The following is a 16,337-nucleotide window of genomic DNA, read 5'->3' as shown; positions in this document are numbered from 1 at the left end:
TGTTTTTTAAAAGCATACTGCGCAAGTCTCGAAAAAACAACGCACTACGACCTTTTCTCGAGGCAGGTATGCGCCCGGTAGTGCGGGCTGCCGACGTGGCGGGGCTCGGGTATACTGACGCTACACTCATCCGACCCGACGAGGCCGACCTTGAACGACGATTCGTCTCCGGAAGCTACCCTTCGCAAGCGCCTTTACTGGCACTCGCGCCGCGGCATGTGGGAACTGGACCTGCTGCTGATTCCCTTCCTAGAGCAGCGCTATGGTGATCTGGACGAAGCCGATCAGGCGGCCTTCCGGTCGCTGATCGAGGAAGAGGATCAGGATCTGTTCGCCTGGCTGATGCGCCGCGAGTGGCCCGCGGACCCGGCGCGTCGGCGTATCGTCAAGATGATCGTCGAACATGCCGAGACCACCGACAACGATCGCTATCGTAACCTCTAGGCTTGCGTTGGCCGCCCATGGTTTCTGCGCCGCCTCGGTTGCCGGGCTGCTGGTGGTGACAGCGCCTCCCTGGGCCGTCGTGATCGTGGCGCTGGTGCTGGGCGGGGTGCTGGCCACGTTGGTCCGGCAGCGCCTGCAGGGTGCGCTGCGTGGCACGCCGACGGCAGCCGGGGCTGTGGCCTGGGCCTGGCGTGACAGCGTCGATGAGGCCTGGCGTCCGGTGAACCTGCGCTGCGACTACCTCGGCCCCTGGCTGATCGGACTGAGGGTCGAGGGGCGGCGCCTGTGGCTGTGGCCCGACAGCAGCGACGCCGAGTCGCTGCGTCGCCTGCGTCGTGAGCTGCTGCCGTTGCCCTGAAGGCCTGATCTTGCGCTGTGTAGAGCTTGGCTTAAATGGTCTCAAGGGCCTGCAGGCGGATTCGGGATGGATGCGGGGTCGCGTCGCCGTGGACCGGGCAGTCGGGGTTGAAGTGCAGGCCGCGGGACTCCCGTCGCGCGCGAGCGCAGGTCACGGTGAGGCGCGCCAGACGTAGCGCATGCCAGAGATTTGCCAGGGGCACCGACGCCATGGCGTCGCTCATCATGGGCGCGAGACGCTGATGAAGCTGGTCGAGGCCTTTCGCCGCCTCGTCCAGTCCATGATCGGTGCGCACGATGGCGACGCGGGCACTCATCAGCTGGCGCATCGCCTCGCGGATCTGCTCGATCTCGCCCATCGGTACCGGCTTCCGGCCCCACGGCGCCGGGATCGGCTCGGCAGTCGACGGGGATTTTGCAGCGCGCAAGCGTTGCGCACAGCTGCGGGCATAAACCAGACATTCCAGCAGCGAATTGCTGGCCATGCGGTTGGCCCCATGCAGGCCGGTGCAGGCTACCTCGCCGATGGCGTAGAGCCGCGGGACCGTGGTGGCGCCCCCGAGATCGGTGGTGATGCCGCCGCAGCTGTAGTGCGCGGCCGGTACCACCGGGATCGGCTGGCGCACAATGTCGAGTCCGCGACGGGCACAGTGGGCATGGATGGTCGGGAAGTGGTGGCGAATGGCGGCTTCGCCGAGGTGGCGGATATCCAGGTAGACATGGTCGCTGGCGGTGCGCTGCATCTGTGCGTCGATGGCCCGGGCCACGATATCCCGGGGCGCCAGCTCGGCCCGGGGGTCCACCGCTGGCATGAAGCGTTCGCCCGCAGCGTTGAGCAGTAGCCCGCCCTCGCCACGAACGGCCTCGCTGATCAGAAAGGCGGGACCCTCAGGATCAAAAAGGCAGGTGGGGTGGAACTGTTGGAACTCCAGGTTCATCAGCTCGGCCCCGAGCTCGGCGGCCATCATCATGCCCTCGCCACTGGCCGGCTGTGGACTGGTGGTATGGCGGTAGAGGCCGCTGGCCCCGCCGGTGGCGAGCACGGTGTCCTCGGCCAGCAGTTCCTGCAGCCGGCCGCCGGCATCCAGGCAACGTGCCCCGCGACAGAGTCCCTCGCCGTCGGCGATCAGGCCGATAGCGGTAAGCTCGCCGCACAGCTGGATGTTCGGGTGGGACTCCACGTGCTGCTTGAGGGTATCGACCACGGCACGCCCGGTGGCATCGTCGGCATGGATGATGCGGCGCGCACCATGGCCGCCCTCGCGGGTGAGGTGGTAGGGGTAGCCGGCATCGGCACTCGCGTCCGGCGTGAAGGGAACGCCCAGTGACAGCAGCCACTCGATGGCCGACGGCCCCTGCTCCACGGTGAAGCGCACGGCGGGTTCGTCGCACAGGCCGTCGCCCGCCACCAGGGTGTCGGCCACGTGGGCCTCGATATCGTCCTGGGGGGAGAGCACGGCGGCGATGCCTCCTTGGGCCCAGCGGCTGGCGCCCTGATCGTCGCTGGTCGGGCGCAGCAGCGTGACCCGGCGATGGTCGGCCACTTCCAGTGCCAGTACCAGCCCGGCGACGCCGCCGCCGATGACCAGCACCTCATGCTTGCCGTCTGTCATCTGCCTTTCCTTCTTTTGTGTTGGCTCGCGCGATTGCCGAGGTGTCCGCGGTCAGCCCGTGGTGGGGCGCCCGGCGGCGCAGCCGCCGGCTGGGTAGGCGCTCGAGCCCACCCAGGCACTGGGTGAGGTTGGCCGTCAGGCGTGCCAGCTCCCGATTGAGCCACAGATAGCCGCTGGGGCTGAAGAGCATGCGGCCATCGGCGGAGCGGGCATTGCCGGCCAGCTCGGCGTGGCGCTGCAGTTCGAAGGAAGTGATAGTCACGTCGACCTGCTGGCCGGTGCGTACCTGGAAGGCCAGGGTGCCGATGCCGCGAGCCAGGGTGTGCTGCTCTTCGCGGAGTCCGTCCATGGCGTCGATCCGCTCATGTCCGTCGCGACTGCTCCAGTGGGTCTCGAGCAGCAGCTCGATGGTGGAGAGCATGCGCCGCTGCAGCGAGATCAGCTCGTCAGACTCGTGGCGGCTCAACCGTCGCTCGCGATGGATGGCATCCACCAGGCCGCGCTGCTTGACCAGCAGGCTGCTGGCGGCCTTGAGCATCTCGCGGGTATCGATGTCGGGAGCCGCCGTGGCCGAGGTGTGGGCATGATAGAGCCGCCCCATGCGGTCCAGGTTGTCGGCCAGCATGAAGCGCATCATGTCGGTGGCCTTCTGCGGCAGCACCAGCACCGTGACGCTGATGCCCACCAGGGTGCCGAGCAGTACGTCGAAGGCGCGCCACAGGGCGATATCGAGCTCCTGGGTGCCGCCTCCGACCACCAGCAGCAGGCTGATGGCGAACATCAGGCCGCTGTAGCCGTGCCGGTTGCTGAAGGTCAGCCAGGTGGCGACGGCAATGCCGGCGAGCGTAGCAAGGGGGATGAGTGGCGGCCAGGTCAGCGGCAGCAGGATCAGCAGCAGGCCCCAGCCGGCACCCAGCAGGGTACCCAGCAGGCGCTGGCGACCCTTGTCCAGCACGCCGCCGATATGCGGCAGATTGCCCATCACCATGATGGTGCTGACCAGCGCCCAGCCGCTGTGCTGGATAGCAAAGAACTCGATGATGGCGAAAGTAATGCACAGGGCCAGCACAATGCGCAGCACATGCAGCTTGCGCCGATGCTGATAGTTGAAGTAGGGGTCGCGCAGGCGCGGCAGGATCATGTCACGGCGTCCCGTTGGAGGGTCTCGCCCGACGCTTGCCGGAAGGGTGCAGGAAAGCTGGTGCCCGGAGCCGGGCTCGAACCGGCACGGTGTTGCCACCGAGGGATTTTAAGTCCCTTGCGTCTACCAATTTCGCCATCCGGGCGGCACGGTTCCGAGCGGGCAGCTAGGGGAATGATGGAGGCTGGAGTCGGAATCGAACCGGCGTACACGGAGTTGCAGTCCGCTGCATAACCACTCTGCCATCCAGCCTCATGAGTCTTGCCATTCGTGGGGAATGGAGCGGGAAACGAGCTTCGATCTGACCGGCGCACCGGCTCGCGATTTGGCTGTCGCACGCATTGACTCTTTGTCTTGCCTTGAGTCTGGAGCGGGAAACGAGATTCGAACTCGCGACCCTCGCCTTGGCAAGGCGATGCTCTACCACTGAGCTATTCCCGCCTGACTCGAGAGCGAATTATACGGATAAGTCGGTGACTGTCAAACACTTTTCAAGCTCTTCGGTGCAAGCCTCTCAGCGCATCGAGCTGCTCAGGTGCGGCCAGGCGGCCTTGAGGTAGAGAAACATCGACCACAGGGTCAGCAGGGCCGCCACGTAGAGGGTCGCTACGCCCAGCAGGGCTACGGGGGTGCCGGGGGCGAAGGCCAGCAGCACCAGCAGCGCGACCATCTGCAGCGTGGTCTTGACCTTGCCGATCCACGAGACCGCTACCTGGCCGCGCTTGCCCATCTCGGCCATCCATTCGCGCAGGGCCGAGATGACGATCTCCCGGCCGATGATCACCAGCGCTGGCAGGGTCAGCCAGATGGCCTCGTAGCGCTCGATCAGCAAGGCCAGGGCCACGGCCACCATCAGCTTGTCGGCCACCGGGTCGAGGAAGGCGCCGAAGGGCGTGGACTGGTCCCAGCGCCTGGCCAGGTAGCCGTCGAGCCAGTCGGTCACCGCGGCCAGCGCGAACAGCGCGGCGGCCAGCGGCATGCTCCAGGTGAAGGGCAGGTAGAACAGCACCACCAGCAGCGGGATGAAGACGATTCTGGCCAGGGTGAGCAGGTTGGGTATGTTCATCGGTAGGTGCGGTCCTTGCCTTGGGGGATACCGGAAACCCTCTCATTCTATCCGCCGGGGGCTGACTCATCCATGCAGGGCACGATGAATCGTTTCGGCCAGCGTAGCACTGATGCCGGGGACCCGGGCCAGCTCCTCGCGACTGGCCTGCTTGACCCCTTGCAGGCCACCGAAGAAACGCAGCAGCTCGCGTCGGCGACGCGGCCCCACGCCCGGGATGTCCTGCAGGGTGGAGGTACGGCGCGTCTTGTCGCGACGTGCCCGGTGGCCGGCGATGGCGAAGCGGTGGGACTCGTCACGGATGTGCTGGATCAGGTGCAGGGCCGGGGAGGCGCCGTCGAGGTCCAGGCTGTGGTCGACCGTCTCGACGAACAGCGTTTCGAGCCCCGCCTTGCGGGTGGTGCCCTTCGCGACACCCAGCAAGATGATGCCGCTGACGTTCAGCTCGGCAAAGACCTCGCGCGCCATGTTCAGCTGTCCCTTGCCGCCATCGACGATCAGGATGTCCGGGGTTTCGCCTTCGCCTTCGGCAAGGCGCTTGAAGCGGCGGGTCAGGGCCTGGCGCATGGCAGCATAGTCGTCGCCGGCGGCAACCCCCTCGATGTTGAAGCGCCGGTAATCGGACTTGCGTGGCCCGTTCTCGTCGAAGACCACGCAAGAGGCTACCGTGGCCTCGCCGTGGCTATGACTGATATCGAAGCACTCCAGACGGCAAGGTGTCTCCTCGAGTCCCAGAACGTCACGCAGGGCCGTGAAGCGCTTCGCCAACTGGGTCTGGCTGGCCAGTTGGCTGGCCAATTGCTGTTCGGCGTTGGTGCGCGCCAGTTCGCGCCACTGGGCGCGATGGCCGCGGACCTGGTCGGTCAGGCGAATGCGCTTGCCGGCGCGCTCAGCGAGCGCGCGGGCGATCAGCTCGGCGTCCGGCACCGGGTGGCTGGCGATCACCTCCGCCGGGATCTCCCTGGCCTGGCCCAGATAGAATTGGCTGATGAAGTCGCCGAGCAGCGCCTCGGGGCCCAGGTCGAGCCCGTTGGCCGGGGCATGGTGGCGGGCCCCCAGCAGGCGGCCCTGGCGGACCGTGAGCACCGAGATGCACAGTGCTCCCGGACGGCTGGCCAGGGCGAAGACATCGGCATCGCCACCGCCGGTGTCGACGAACTGGCGCTGCTGCATCTGGCGCAGGTGCTGGACCTGGTCGCGAAGCCGGGCGGCCTCCTCGAAGTCGAGCCGGCCGCTGGCGGCCTCCATGGCCTCGCTCAGCTCGCGGGTCACCGCCTCGCTTTTGCCCTCGAGGCACATCACGGCGTGCTCGAGGTCGCGTCGGTAGTCCGCCTCGCTGATATAGCCCACGCAGGGGGCGCTGCAGCGCTGGATCTGGTATTGCAGGCAGGGGCGGGTGCGGTGGGCGAAGACGCTGTCCTCGCAGTTGCGGATGCGGAAGATCTTCTGCATCAGCGACAGGCTCTCGCGCACGGCGCCGCTGCTGGGATAGGGGCCGAGGTAGCGGCCATCGTTGTGGCGCACCCGGGCCCGCTTGTATTCCAGGGCGGGGAAAGGGTGGCGGTCGCTGACGAAGACGAAGGGATAGGACTTGTCGTCGCGCAGCAGGATGTTGTAGGGCGGGCGCAGCTCCTTGATCAGCGTCTGCTCGAGCAGCAGGGCCTCGGTCTCGCTGTTGGTCACCGTCACCTGGATGTCGGCGATGCGGCCCACCAGGGCCTGGGTCTTGGTGTTGAGCGCGCCGCGAAAGTAACTCGCCAGGCGCGCCTTGAGACGACGCGCCTTGCCGACATAGAGGGTCTCGCCATGCTCGTCGAGCATGCGGTAGACGCCGGGGGATTCGCTGACGCTGCCGAGGAAATCGCGAGAATCGAAACTCATGGAGAAGGCGTGCCGGGGACGGGAAGCGGAGCCGGTATTCTATCAGAGAGGGCTCTCGGGAAGGCGCTCAATCCGTGTCTGTAAAGCCGTCGACCAGGCCGTGACGCAGGCCGAGATGCGTCAGCTCGACGTCCGAGGTTACGCCAAGCTTCTCGAAGATCCGGTAGCGGTAAGTGTTGACGGTCTTCGGGCTCAGAAACATGCGGTCGGCGATGTCGGCGACGCGCTGGCAATTGACGACCATCATCGCGACCTGCAGCTCGCGCTGCGAGAGCTGATCGAAGGGGTTGTCCGGTGCATCGATGCGCGACAGGACCAGCCGCTGGGCGATCTCGGGGCTGACATAGCGCTGACCCCCGAACACGCAGTGAATCGCCTCGACCATCTCGTCATGCTGGCAGCCCTTGCTGATGAAACCATGCGCCCCGGCCTCGAGCAGACGCTGGGCGAAGGTTTCCTCGATGAAGGCCGTCAGCACCAGGATACGGATGTCGCTGGCAAAGCGGTTGATCTTGCGGGTCGCCTCCAGGCCGCCGATCCCCGGCATGCGAATATCCATCAGCACGATATCCGGCTCGAGCTTGCGTGCCTGGGTGATGGCCTCTTCGCCATCGGCGGCTTCGCCGACCACGCGGATCCCTCGCTCGGCATTCAGCAGGTGAGCGATGCTGGTCCTAACCAGGTGGTGGTCATCGGCGACGAGAACCCTGATCAACGAGGACGCTCCTGAAGATGTGGTGGGTGAGTGTCGTTTCATGACGGAGCCTGCTTGAACCGTAAGGCGCCAACACAACGGCCGACTCACATCATGCTCTTAGGGTGGCATATCCCGTCCCTAAGGGGAATTGGCACAAGGCAGCAGAGTGAAACTGCCCGCTGGGGCTTGACCCATCGCAGCGGGCTAAGTAGTATGCGTCTCGTTCTCGCATGGCGGGAACGATGTGGGGCCTTAGCTCAGCTGGGAGAGCGCAACACTGGCAGTGTTGAGGTCAGCGGTTCGATCCCGCTAGGCTCCACCAACCGCTTACATGAAAACGCCGCCTGAAGCTCTGCTACAGGCGGCGTTTTCGTTGGTGCCCGTCCATGAATGCTCCTATCGGGCAGATTGTCACAACGGGCGAGCTTCCGCCAGCGGCATGCCGGGCCAATATCCCGCGTTACGAACGCCTGACAGTGCAGTACCCTGTGGTTTTGGTTCGGTCATCCGGGAGACCATCGTGGGCTTTCGCTTCCAACGTCGCATTCTGCTCGCCTGCGGTGCGCGACTGTTCACCTGCAAGCTGCGCCCTGGGCTATCGGTGGGGCCGCCCGGCCTCTGCCTTCAGTTGGCCACGGGCGAGGAAGGCGAGGCAGTGCCGGTGTGCCTCGATATCGCCGCCAACGGGGAAATCCGCTATCGGCATCCCGACGGGCGCCGCCTTCCCGAGGCCGAGGCTCGTGCCGTGCGGCGTCACTGCGAGGCGACGATACGTGCTGCACTTGCGTCGCACTGCAATACGCTCAATGCCGATCTCGACGCTCTCGAATGCCTGCACGAGCAGACGCCGCCACCGCAGGTCACCGGCTATCAGCCGCGCAGCTATCCTGTGCCTCCACCCGCACCGATGCACCGCGAGCAGCCCGACTGGCGACATCTCCTCTGGCCGGCGGCCCGGACGCGCCTCGACCAGGAGAATGCGCGCCGCGAAGCAGCGCATGCCGAGGCCTATCGTGCCTGGGAGTGGGAGAAGGCAGAGTTCGATGCCCACGAGTTCGAGCGCCAGCAGCGTGAGGAGGTGGCGGCCTGGAACCACCCCGAGGCCATGCAGCAGACGCTGTCCGAGCGGCTGAACGAGCTCGACTGGCCCCGTGAGACGAGGGTCGACTTCGAGCTGAGCGACGATGCTCACACCATTGCCCTGGACATTGACCTGCCGGACGAGAATGAGCTGCCCGACCGTTACTGGACCATGCCCGCCAAGCGTCTCAAGCTCTCGGCGCGCAAACTCGGCACCATGCGACAGCGTGAGCTCTATCGGTGTCATGTGCACGGGGTGGCGTTTCGTGTGCTGGGCACGGTGTTTGCCCGGCTGCCGGGCATCGAGCGTGCGTTGGTCTCCGGCCATTGCCGAGTCGAGGATCCGGCCAGCGGTGAGTGCCGACGCCGCTACCTTTTCAGTGTCAAAGTTACCCGCGAGGCATGGGAGGCCGTCGACTTCAATCGATTGGCACGCCTCGACCCGGCCGACGCGCTGACGGCTTTCCCCCTGCGACGCGAGATGACCCGAGCCGGCACGTTTCGCGACGTCACGCCATTCGAGCTGGATTGGCGTTGGCGCTGATGCGAGGCCAGCCGCTCGTGCTTGGCTGGCCTCGGGTCCGGGGTTGACGGTTTCTGTCGGCGAGTCGACTCGCCGGCGGCGTTCAGTCCGACGAGGCCTTGCCGGTGCTCAGGATATGGTGCAGGCCGGCGCACTCCACCAGGGGATCGTCGCAGTTGACGACAATATCGGAACGGGCCAATACGTAGCTCTTGCCGGTGATGGTGTTCTCCACCACGGTGTGAGTCCCTTCCTGTCGTGTGCCGGTGAACTCGCCGATGAAGCCTGTCTCGCGCAGCGAGACGGTTTCCAGCTTGTCGCCCGGCTGGATGCGCCCCTCATGGTGCATCAGCGCCAGTCGGGCCGAGGTGCCGGTGCCGGTGGTGCTGCGGCAGATCACGCCGGGATGCACATAGGTCGTCGAACGGGAGCGGTAGAAGTGGTCGCCGACCTGTTCGAGGGGGCCCATGAAGTGGAGGAAGGGTAGCGGGCCCACGTCGCCCAGGGTGTAGTGGGAAAAGCCGCGCTCGGCCTGGATCGCCTCGACGATGCGGTGGGCGCAGTCGGCGAGCTCCCGCTCCTCGTCGCGATTGAGGTGGAAGCCCAGCTCGGTCGCGTCCACCAGGGCATAGAAGCCGCCGCTGTAGGCAACACTATATGTCACGTCGCCCAGACCGGGCACATGGATCGAGGCGCGGTAGGTGTCGATATAGCTGGGCAGGCCCCCGCAGGTGATCGCCTCCACCACGCCGTTCTCGACCAGCGCCTCGATCTGCACCAGGCCCGCCGGCGACTCCAGCTTGAAGCGCTGGCGCCCTTCCTGCTTGGCCACCAGGCCGCTTTCTAGCACCGCCGTGGCGGTGCAGATGGTGTTGGAGCCGGAGTAGATGGGGTAGCCCATCACTTCCATGATGATGTAGCCCACTTCTGCGGCCGGGTCACTGGCGGGGACGAGCAGGTCCACCGACATCTCGGGAATGCCGTAGGGCTCGTCCAGCAGCAGCTTGCGCAGGCCATCGGCATCGTCGCGCAGGTAGTGCATCTGGTCTCGCACCGAAGCGCCGGGCAAAGGCTCGATACCGCCGACCACGATGCGGCTGACATCGCCGCCGGCGTGCGTGTCGATCAGTTGAAGAGTCAGTTCCTGGCTCATGAGTGTCCCTCGAGGGCGAAGGGCGCACCGTGCTCGTCCCACTGGCTGTCGGGGACGATCACGATCTTGCCCAGGAAATTGCTGTCGCGGCTGACGAAGTAGCGTTCGGCCTGGTGCAGGTCGGAAAGCCGGAAGGCGGCGTGCAGCACCGGCTTGAGCTCGCCGGCGCGGATCCAGGCGATCAGCTGTTCGGCCTCCTCACGGGTGCCGTGGGAGACGCCGAAAATCTGTACCTGGTAGAGGTAGAACCGGGTCCACAGGATCTCGCTGATATTGCCGCCGCTGGCTCCAGCGATGGAGAGCCGCGGGTAGGTGGTGCGCGCCTTCATGTCCTGGATCATGGTGTCGATGAAGCGGTCGGTCATTTCGCCGCCGACCAGGTCCATCACCGCGTCGATGGGTGCGCCGCCGGTGGCCTCGAGCACTCGCTCGGCAAAGCCTGCCAGGTCGCCGCGATCGATCACCGCCTCGGCGCCCAGCGCCTTCAGCGCCGGGGCCTTCTCCTGCTGGCTCACCGCGTAGGGCACGGCACCCACGATACGGCACAGCTGGATCAGCGCGGTGCCGACCCCACCGCTGGCCCCGCTGACCAGTACTCGCTCGCCGGCCTTAACGCCAGCCGAGGTCATCATGTGGTAGGCGGTCTGGTAGGAACACATGCCCATGGCGGCCAGCTCGGCATCGGCAAGCTCGGGGTTGGGCACGTGGTGGAACTGATCCGACGGCACGGCGACGTATTCGGCGAAGCCGCCGTCGGCGCCGTGGCCGTAGTAGTCCGGGGTCAGGTTGATATCACGCCGGGCGTTCGGGTAGAGGTTGAAGTCGAGCAGGCCGCGCTCGCCGATCCGTGCGGCATCAACATCTTCGCCCACCGCCACCACGCGCCCGGCAATGTCGGCGCCCTGAATGCGCGGAAAGGTCAGGGTCGGCGTGCCGCCCATGGCAAACGAGGTCACCTCGCCTTTCTTGACCGGATAGAGCCCCTCGCGGGCCTTGCGGTCGGTGTTGTTCTTGGCGGTGGCCGTGACCTTGACCAGTACCTCGCCGGCTCCCGGCTGCGGGGTGGGCACATCCTCGCGATAGACCAGTCTGTCGAGGTCACCATGCCCGGTCAGCAGCATGGCGGCCATGGTGTCGGGTGTTGTCTCGCGGCTCACTGAGTGCCTCCTTTCGTCTGCTATCGACTGGCCTAGACGATAGCAGACTTTGCCGAGGCCACGTCATCCCCTTCACCGCCATGGTGGGGCCGTTCAGCTGCCTGCGCGGTGCCAGAAGGGCTGTCCGACTGTCGGTGTGCTGGGGCTGGCGGTCTGGCGCTGTTGCATCAGCCCGGCCCGGTAGGCCTTGCGACCGGCGACAATCGCCTCGGCGAAGGCCTCGGCCATCTGCACGGGGCGATGGGCCTTGGCCACCGCGGTGTTGAGCAGTACGCCGTCGAAGCCCATCTCCATGGCCTCGGTGGCCTGGGAGGGGGCTCCCAGGCCGGCATCGATGATCAGCGGCACATCAAGGCGCTGGCGCAAGGTCTGGAGGGCATAGCGATTCATTAGGCCAAGGCCGGTGCCGATGGGCGAGCCCCAGGGCATCAGCGCCTGGCAGCCGGCGTCGCGCAATCGCTGGCAGAGCACCAGGTCGTCGGTGCAGTAGGGCAGCACCTTGAAGCCCTGATCGATCAGTTCGCGGGCTGCCTCCAGCAGTCCGAACGGGTCTGGCTGCAGGTTGTAGTCGTCGCCGATCACCTCGAGCTTGATCCAGGGCGTTTCAAACAGTTCTCGTGACATCTGGGCCAGGGTGATGGCCTCGCGGGCCGAGCGGCAGCCGGCCGTGTTGGGCAGCAGCCGGCAGCCGCTGTCGCGCAGGATCTGCCAGAAGGCGTCGCCGTCGCCCGAGGCAGGATTCTGGCGGCGCAGCCCCAGGGTGACCATCTCGCAGCCTGATGCTCGAATGGCCTCTTGCATGACGGTCGGCGAGGAATACAGGGCGGTGCCGAGCAGAAAACGACTGCCGAAGGTCTCGTCGTAGAGCGTCAGGGTGTCGTCGTCGCGTGCGTTCATCAGCCACCTCCTACCGGCGCCACGATATCGATGCGGTCGTTGTCGTGCAGGATCCGCTCGGCGTAGGCGGAGCGGGGCACGAACTCGCCATTGACCGCCACCGCAACCCGGCGGTCGGCGTAGTGCCAGGCCTGCAGGGCCTCTGCCAGGGGAGTGCCGGCGTAAAGACGGGTCGTTTGGTCATTGAGGTGCAGGGTGATCTGGTTCATGCAGTAGTCTCCTGCGGCGGGCGTGCCGCCAGAATGTCGGCGAAGGGCTGGTCACCGTGGCCGCGAATTTCGGCCAGCAGGTGGCAGACCACAGCCGGCGCGAGCAGGTAGCCATGACGGAACAGGCCATTGGCACTGATCAGTCCCTGCTGATGGGTGACATGCGGCAGGTTGTCAAGGAAGGCGGGGCGCAGGTTGACGCCCTGTTCCAGGATACGTGCTTCGGCGAAGGCCGGAGATAGCGTGTATAGGGCGCTGCCGAGCTCCAGCGAAGATTGCAGCGACACCGGCGAGCGGTCCTCGCTCTCGATCTGAGTGGCCCCGATCACGAAGCGATGCTCCGGCTTGGGGACCACGTAGAGCTGGTATCGGGGGTGCATCAGCCGAACCGGTCGCGATAGCCGGATCTCGGCGGTCTGAACGTGCAGCGTTTCACCGCGCACGCCGCGCAGGCTAGGGTGGTGGGGCCGGGCGCCGGTGCCTCGGCAGTCGACGACCAGGTCGAAGTGTCGTCGGCCCTCGGCGGTGGCGACCTCGCCGGGGAAAGTCTCCACCGGGCAGTGGCCATGGCACTCTCCGCCCAGGGCGCGGATCGCCTCCAGTAACCGGGAGAGCAGGGTGCGGTTGTCCAGGTGAGCCTCGTCCGGCAGGTAGAGTCCCTGGTGGAAGCCCCCGGCCAGGTCAGGTTCCAGGCGCTGAATGTCGCTACCGCTGAGCGTCTGGCAGGGGGAGTCGCCGCCCAGCGCATGGTCGAGGTCGCGGCGGAACTGGGTGAGCTCGCCCAGGTCCTGGGGATGCGCCACCATCAGGCTGCCGTTCTGTTGCCACAGCGAGGGGGCCTCGAGCGCCTCGAGCCACGTCGGCCACTGAGTCAGCGCGAAGCGGCCCATATCGTGGACACAGCGCTCGGAGATCGACGTTTCGCAGAGCGGTGCGACCATGCCGGCGGCGGTCCAGGCCGCCGCGGGCGGGGCGTCCAGTGGCCCGGCGTCATAGAGGGTGACGGCGTGACCGTCGCGCAGAAGCTGCCAGGCGACCAGGCGCCCCAGCAGGCCGGCGCCGGCGATGGCAATGTGATGGGTACCAGGTGTCAAGATAGCGGCCATCCAGCAGGAGACATGGCTGATCAAGCGGGATGGCGTCGGGAGGCAGGCAGGAAAAAATGCGCTTGTTCCCTCCGCAGGCATCAACCTGATCAGGTTCAACGGGTTCGGCCGTACCGATCTCAGCCCCCGTGTACAGCGCGTTGCGTGTACCGGGGCTCCCCGACAAGTCTTGTCAACTTAACCAAAGATGCCGGAGCACGCAAACGCGTCGCGTGTCCGGGCATTGGCAGCGATGGCGTCTTGTGCTGCTCAGGCGCAGTCGGCGGCCCCCTCGCCGAACATGTCGAACAGCAACTCGCGACCCAGGCCGGTCAGCACGAATCGTTGCTGGTCGTTCCAGGTCGCCGCCTGGCTGGTCTCGAGGATGTGCTGACAGGGCGCCCAGTCACGGTCGGCCTCACCCAGCGATTTAAGCTCGCTGCGGTTGAGCCCACGGTGCGGGACGGTGACCGTCTCGAGTACGTGCCCCTGACGAAAGAGCAGGGCGGCCATGTTGGAGAGGCACTGACGCAGGCTGCGCTGCATGCCGTTGGTGCTGGGAGTGTCGTGTGCTGTCATGCTGCCGCATCTCCTTGAGGATTCTGCTGCGGCGCATTATACATGCGACGAAGGTCGATGTCATACCAAGGTCTAACGTGCTCCGCCCGGCGTGCCACTCGGCCGGGCCGGGCGGCGCGCCTTCAGCCTTCCACGCGGCCCAGGAGCAGGAACTCGATCAGCGCCTTCTGGGCATGCAGGCGGTTCCCCGCCTCTTGCCAGACCACCGCACGCGGATCATCGAGCAGGGTCGTGCTGATCTCTTCGCCGCGGTGGGCGGGCAGGCAGTGCAGGAAGAGCACGTCGTCCTTTGCCCGGTCGAGCATCGCCTCGTTCACCTGGAAGCCGGTGAAATCGGCCTCGCGTCTGGCCTGCTCCTCCTCCTGGCCCATGGAGGCCCAGACGTCGGTGGTGACCAGGTCTGCCTCGGCCACGGCCTGCTGGGGGTCGCGCAGGAGGGTCACCCGGTCGCCGGCGGCGGCGAGGATATCCTGGCGCGGCTCATAGCCCTCGGGGCAGCAGATGCGCAACTGGAAGTCGAATTGACGGGCGGCATTGATCCAGGAGTGACACATGTTGTTGCCGTCGCCGATCCACACCGCGGTGCGGCCCTTGACGCTGCCGCGCAGCTCGGTCCAGGTCATCACATCGGCGAGCAGCTGACAGGGGTGGTAGTCGTCGCTGAGGGCGTTGATCACCGGCACCGTGCTGGCGGCGGCATACGCCTCCAGGCCTTGGTGGGAAAAGGTGCGGATCATCACCGCATCGACCATTTCCGCGAGCACGCGCGCGGTATCGGCGATGGGTTCACCGCGCCCCAGCTGGGTGTCGCGGGGGGAGAGAAACAGCGCGTGACCGCCAAACTGGGCCATGGCGGTCTCGAAGGAGACTCGGGTGCGCGTCGAGGATTTCTCGAAGATCATCGCCAGGGTACGGTTGGCGAAGGGCGTATAGGTTGGCCCGTGGGTCTTCAGGCCGTTCTTGATCGAGATGGCGCGCTGGATCAGGTAGCGCAGCTCGTCCGGACTGAGGTCAAGCAGGGTGAGGAAATGGCGGGTAGCCATGGTGTCGCTCCACGGGAAAAAACGCCCATCCTAGCCAGCCCGGGGGGGATGCGCAACGCGCCCGTCATCAGTAGAATGGCACCATTCACAAGGCCGACCAGCGCACTCGGGTATTGCCCGAATGCCGGCCGGCCAAGATCTATCGAGGTCCGATCCGTCGCGAGCCGGCCCAACGAAAAGGGAGATGTCATGAGCACCACCGTCGAGAACATCCAGCGCCAGATCGGCGAGAACCCCATCCTGATCTACATGAAGGGCACCCCCCAGCTGCCGCAATGCGGCTTCTCCGCCCAGACCGTCCAGGCCCTGATGGCCTGCGGTGAGCGCTTCGCCTTCGTCAACGTTCTGGACAATCCGGACATTCGTGCCGAGCTGCCCAAGGTGGCCAACTGGCCGACTTTCCCGCAGCTGTGGGTCGAGGGCGAGCTGGTCGGCGGCTGTGACATCGTGGTCGAGATGCACCAGACCGGCGAACTGGAAAAGCTGGTCAAGGACGCCGCTGCCAATCACAAGGACGATCAGCCGGAGGCCTGAAGCTCGAAGAGCGGCGCTTCGCGCCTTGGAAGCTGGAAGAAAACATCCCCCGCAGCATGGCTGCGGGGGATGTTTGCTATGGAACACAGCAAGCTTTCCAGCTTCCAGCTTACGGCTCCTCGTCCAGCCCCTGTTCCTTTTGCACCAGGGCCCAGCCGCCCAGGTCCTTGTAGCGATTGACCATGGCGCAGAACAGCTCGGCGGTGCGTTCGGTATCGTAGCGCGCCGAGTGGGCGGCGCTGTTGTCGAACTCGATGCCTGCGGCGCGACAGGCTCGGGCCAGCACGGTCTGGCCATAGATCAGGCCGCCGAGCGAGGCCGTGTCGAAGCTCGAGAAGGGATGAAAGGGGTTGCGCTTGATGCCGCAGCGGTTGACCGCGGCATTGAGAAAGCCGTGATCGAAGGCGGCATTGTGACCGACCAGTACGGCGCGGGTGCAGCCGTGAGCCTTGATGGACTTGCGCACCGGGCGAAATATCTCGCCCAGTGCCTCGGCCTCACTGACGGCCACCTGTTGGCGTAGCGGATCATCGAGGCGGATACCGGTGAAGTCCAGCGCCGACTGCTCCACGTTGGCCCCCGGGAAAGGGGTGACATGGTAGGCATAGGTGGCGTCGGGGATCAGGTTGCCGTCCGGGTCCATGGTCAGGGTGACCGCGGCAATCTCGAGAATCGCATCGCGCTCGGAATTGAAACCGCCGGTTTCCAGATCCACCACCACGGGCAGGAAGCTGCGGAATCGCTGCGCCATCAGTTCGCGGGCGATCGCCTCGCTCATGCGCCTCTCCTTGTCTGGGCCATCGTCTCTCGAAACCGCGAAAGTCTAGCAGCTTGCCTGCGGCGAGTCGCGTCGCCGGTATTCGCTGCAAGCTCGGCGC

17 protein-coding genes, 4 tRNA genes and 1 riboswitch are annotated in these 16,337 nt (G+C 66.0%); of the genes, 5 read left to right on the top strand and 16 right to left on the bottom strand.

Annotated elements, in window-relative coordinates:
• Positions 1–150: 150 nt before the first annotated feature.
• Complete coding sequence (locus FHR95_RS03930; protein ID WP_183313447.1) at positions 151–444, top strand: FAD assembly factor SdhE; 294 nt, start codon at positions 151–153, stop codon at positions 442–444.
• 7 nt (positions 445–451) lie between these two features.
• Positions 452–802 carry a hypothetical protein gene (locus FHR95_RS03925; protein WP_183313446.1) on the top strand — a complete coding sequence of 117 codons (351 nt, stop codon included), beginning with the start codon at positions 452–454 and terminating at the stop codon, positions 800–802.
• A gap of 31 nt (positions 803–833) precedes the next feature.
• Here the strand turns inward: FHR95_RS03925 and nadB are convergent, their stop codons facing one another.
• From nadB to uvrY, 8 genes are all read right to left on the bottom strand, one after another.
• A complete protein-coding gene (gene nadB / locus FHR95_RS03920) occupies positions 834–2,414 on the bottom strand; it encodes an L-aspartate oxidase (protein ID WP_183313445.1) in 1,581 nt (526 codons plus the stop codon).
• The gene (locus tag FHR95_RS03915; RefSeq protein ID WP_183313444.1) at positions 2,395–3,555 is read right to left on the bottom strand and encodes an FUSC family protein; all 1,161 of its coding nucleotides are present in this window, start codon (positions 3,553–3,555) and stop codon (positions 2,395–2,397) included. Before FHR95_RS03915 ends, nadB begins: the two co-directional genes overlap by 20 nt.
• A 58-nt stretch (positions 3,556–3,613) precedes the next feature.
• Positions 3,614–3,700, bottom strand: a tRNA-Leu gene (locus FHR95_RS03910).
• 33 nt (positions 3,701–3,733) lie between these two features.
• Positions 3,734–3,807: transfer RNA gene (locus FHR95_RS03905), tRNA-Cys, on the bottom strand.
• A 114-nt stretch (positions 3,808–3,921) separates the two neighbouring features.
• Positions 3,922–3,996, bottom strand: a tRNA-Gly gene (locus FHR95_RS03900).
• A gap of 73 nt (positions 3,997–4,069) precedes the next feature.
• Positions 4,070–4,621, bottom strand: coding sequence for a CDP-diacylglycerol--glycerol-3-phosphate 3-phosphatidyltransferase (pgsA, locus tag FHR95_RS03895; RefSeq protein WP_040187184.1), 552 nt, complete (start codon positions 4,619–4,621; stop codon positions 4,070–4,072).
• 66 nt (positions 4,622–4,687) lie between these two features.
• Positions 4,688–6,502 carry an excinuclease ABC subunit UvrC gene (gene uvrC / locus FHR95_RS03890; RefSeq protein WP_183313443.1) on the bottom strand — a complete coding sequence of 605 codons (1,815 nt, stop codon included), beginning with the start codon at positions 6,500–6,502 and terminating at the stop codon, positions 4,688–4,690.
• Positions 6,503–6,569: 67 nt separating this feature from the next.
• Entirely contained in the window at positions 6,570–7,217 is a 648-nt protein-coding gene (gene uvrY, locus FHR95_RS03885) for a UvrY/SirA/GacA family response regulator transcription factor (protein ID WP_040187181.1), read from the bottom strand.
• Positions 7,218–7,445: 228 nt separating this feature from the next.
• On the opposite strand from uvrY, the gene FHR95_RS03880 reads away from it, so the two are divergent.
• Positions 7,446–7,521 (top strand) — tRNA-Ala (locus FHR95_RS03880).
• Between the two features lie 198 nt (positions 7,522–7,719).
• Complete coding sequence (locus FHR95_RS03875) at positions 7,720–8,823, top strand: DUF4236 domain-containing protein (RefSeq protein WP_183313442.1); 1,104 nt, start codon at positions 7,720–7,722, stop codon at positions 8,821–8,823.
• Positions 8,824–8,905: 82 nt separating this feature from the next.
• On the opposite strand, the gene FHR95_RS03870 is transcribed toward FHR95_RS03875, so the two are convergent.
• The 7 genes from FHR95_RS03870 to argF all read right to left on the bottom strand — a co-directional run bounded on the left by FHR95_RS03870 (position 8,906) and on the right by argF (position 14,925).
• Entirely contained in the window at positions 8,906–9,955 is a 1,050-nt protein-coding gene (locus FHR95_RS03870; RefSeq protein ID WP_040187175.1) for a proline racemase family protein, read from the bottom strand.
• Positions 9,952–11,085 (bottom strand): alcohol dehydrogenase catalytic domain-containing protein, encoded by a 1,134-nt coding sequence (locus FHR95_RS03865; RefSeq protein ID WP_183313728.1) that lies wholly within the window; start codon positions 11,083–11,085, stop codon positions 9,952–9,954. The genes FHR95_RS03870 and FHR95_RS03865 overlap by 4 nt, the downstream gene beginning before the upstream one ends.
• A gap of 120 nt (positions 11,086–11,205) precedes the next feature.
• Positions 11,206–12,009, bottom strand: coding sequence for a thiazole synthase (locus tag FHR95_RS03860; RefSeq protein ID WP_183313441.1), 804 nt, complete (start codon positions 12,007–12,009; stop codon positions 11,206–11,208).
• Positions 12,009–12,218: a sulfur carrier protein ThiS gene (gene thiS / locus FHR95_RS03855; RefSeq protein ID WP_183313440.1), complete on the bottom strand. Its 210-nt coding sequence runs from the start codon at positions 12,216–12,218 to the stop codon at positions 12,009–12,011. The genes FHR95_RS03860 and thiS overlap by 1 nt, the downstream gene beginning before the upstream one ends.
• The gene (thiO, locus tag FHR95_RS03850) at positions 12,215–13,312 is read right to left on the bottom strand and encodes a glycine oxidase ThiO (protein WP_246378369.1); all 1,098 of its coding nucleotides are present in this window, start codon (positions 13,310–13,312) and stop codon (positions 12,215–12,217) included. Before thiO ends, thiS begins: the two co-directional genes overlap by 4 nt.
• 61 nt (positions 13,313–13,373) lie before the next feature.
• A riboswitch (TPP riboswitch) is annotated at positions 13,374–13,496 on the bottom strand.
• Positions 13,497–13,573: 77 nt separating this feature from the next.
• Complete coding sequence (locus FHR95_RS03845) at positions 13,574–13,882, bottom strand: hypothetical protein (protein WP_040187172.1); 309 nt, start codon at positions 13,880–13,882, stop codon at positions 13,574–13,576.
• Positions 13,883–14,004: 122 nt separating this feature from the next.
• Positions 14,005–14,925: an ornithine carbamoyltransferase gene (argF, locus tag FHR95_RS03840; protein ID WP_183313438.1), complete on the bottom strand. Its 921-nt coding sequence runs from the start codon at positions 14,923–14,925 to the stop codon at positions 14,005–14,007.
• 189 nt (positions 14,926–15,114) lie between these two features.
• On the opposite strand from argF, the gene FHR95_RS03835 reads away from it, so the two are divergent.
• Positions 15,115–15,459, top strand: a complete 345-nt coding sequence (locus FHR95_RS03835) for a Grx4 family monothiol glutaredoxin (protein ID WP_183313437.1) — start codon at positions 15,115–15,117, stop codon at positions 15,457–15,459.
• A 109-nt stretch (positions 15,460–15,568) separates the two neighbouring features.
• Here the strand turns inward: FHR95_RS03835 and rnt are convergent, their stop codons facing one another.
• Positions 15,569–16,237, bottom strand: coding sequence for a ribonuclease T (gene rnt / locus FHR95_RS03830; protein WP_040187169.1), 669 nt, complete (start codon positions 16,235–16,237; stop codon positions 15,569–15,571).
• Positions 16,238–16,337: the final 100 nt, after the last annotated feature.

It is taken from the genome of Halomonas fontilapidosi (assembly GCF_014192285.1).
In the GTDB taxonomy this organism is placed as follows: Bacteria; Pseudomonadota; Gammaproteobacteria; order Pseudomonadales; family Halomonadaceae; genus Halomonas; species Halomonas fontilapidosi.
Note: the sequence above shows the minus strand (reverse complement) of the source record. Positions and strands in the feature narration are given on the sequence as shown.

Bases quoted from the DNA above. Each gene is read 5' to 3' on its own strand.
- nadB (WP_183313445.1), bottom strand. From the start codon at position 2,414: ATGACAGACGGCAAGCATGAGGTGCTGGTCATCGGCGGCGGCGTCGCC.
- FHR95_RS03915 (WP_183313444.1), bottom strand. From the start codon at position 3,555: ATGATCCTGCCGCGCCTGCGCGACCCCTACTTCAACTATCAGCATCGG.
- pgsA (WP_040187184.1), bottom strand. From the start codon at position 4,621: ATGAACATACCCAACCTGCTCACCCTGGCCAGAATCGTCTTCATCCCG.
- uvrC (WP_183313443.1), bottom strand. From the start codon at position 6,502: ATGAGTTTCGATTCTCGCGATTTCCTCGGCAGCGTCAGCGAATCCCCC.
- FHR95_RS03870 (WP_040187175.1), bottom strand. From the start codon at position 9,955: ATGAGCCAGGAACTGACTCTTCAACTGATCGACACGCACGCCGGCGGC.
- FHR95_RS03865 (WP_183313728.1), bottom strand. From the start codon at position 11,085: ATGGCCGCCATGCTGCTGACCGGGCATGGTGACCTCGACAGACTGGTC.
- FHR95_RS03860 (WP_183313441.1), bottom strand. From the start codon at position 12,009: ATGAACGCACGCGACGACGACACCCTGACGCTCTACGACGAGACCTTC.
- thiS (WP_183313440.1), bottom strand. From the start codon at position 12,218: ATGAACCAGATCACCCTGCACCTCAATGACCAAACGACCCGTCTTTAC.
- FHR95_RS03845 (WP_040187172.1), bottom strand. From the start codon at position 13,882: ATGACAGCACACGACACTCCCAGCACCAACGGCATGCAGCGCAGCCTG.
- argF (WP_183313438.1), bottom strand. From the start codon at position 14,925: ATGGCTACCCGCCATTTCCTCACCCTGCTTGACCTCAGTCCGGACGAG.
- FHR95_RS03835 (WP_183313437.1), top strand. From the start codon at position 15,115: ATGAGCACCACCGTCGAGAACATCCAGCGCCAGATCGGCGAGAACCCC.
- rnt (WP_040187169.1), bottom strand. From the start codon at position 16,237: ATGAGCGAGGCGATCGCCCGCGAACTGATGGCGCAGCGATTCCGCAGC.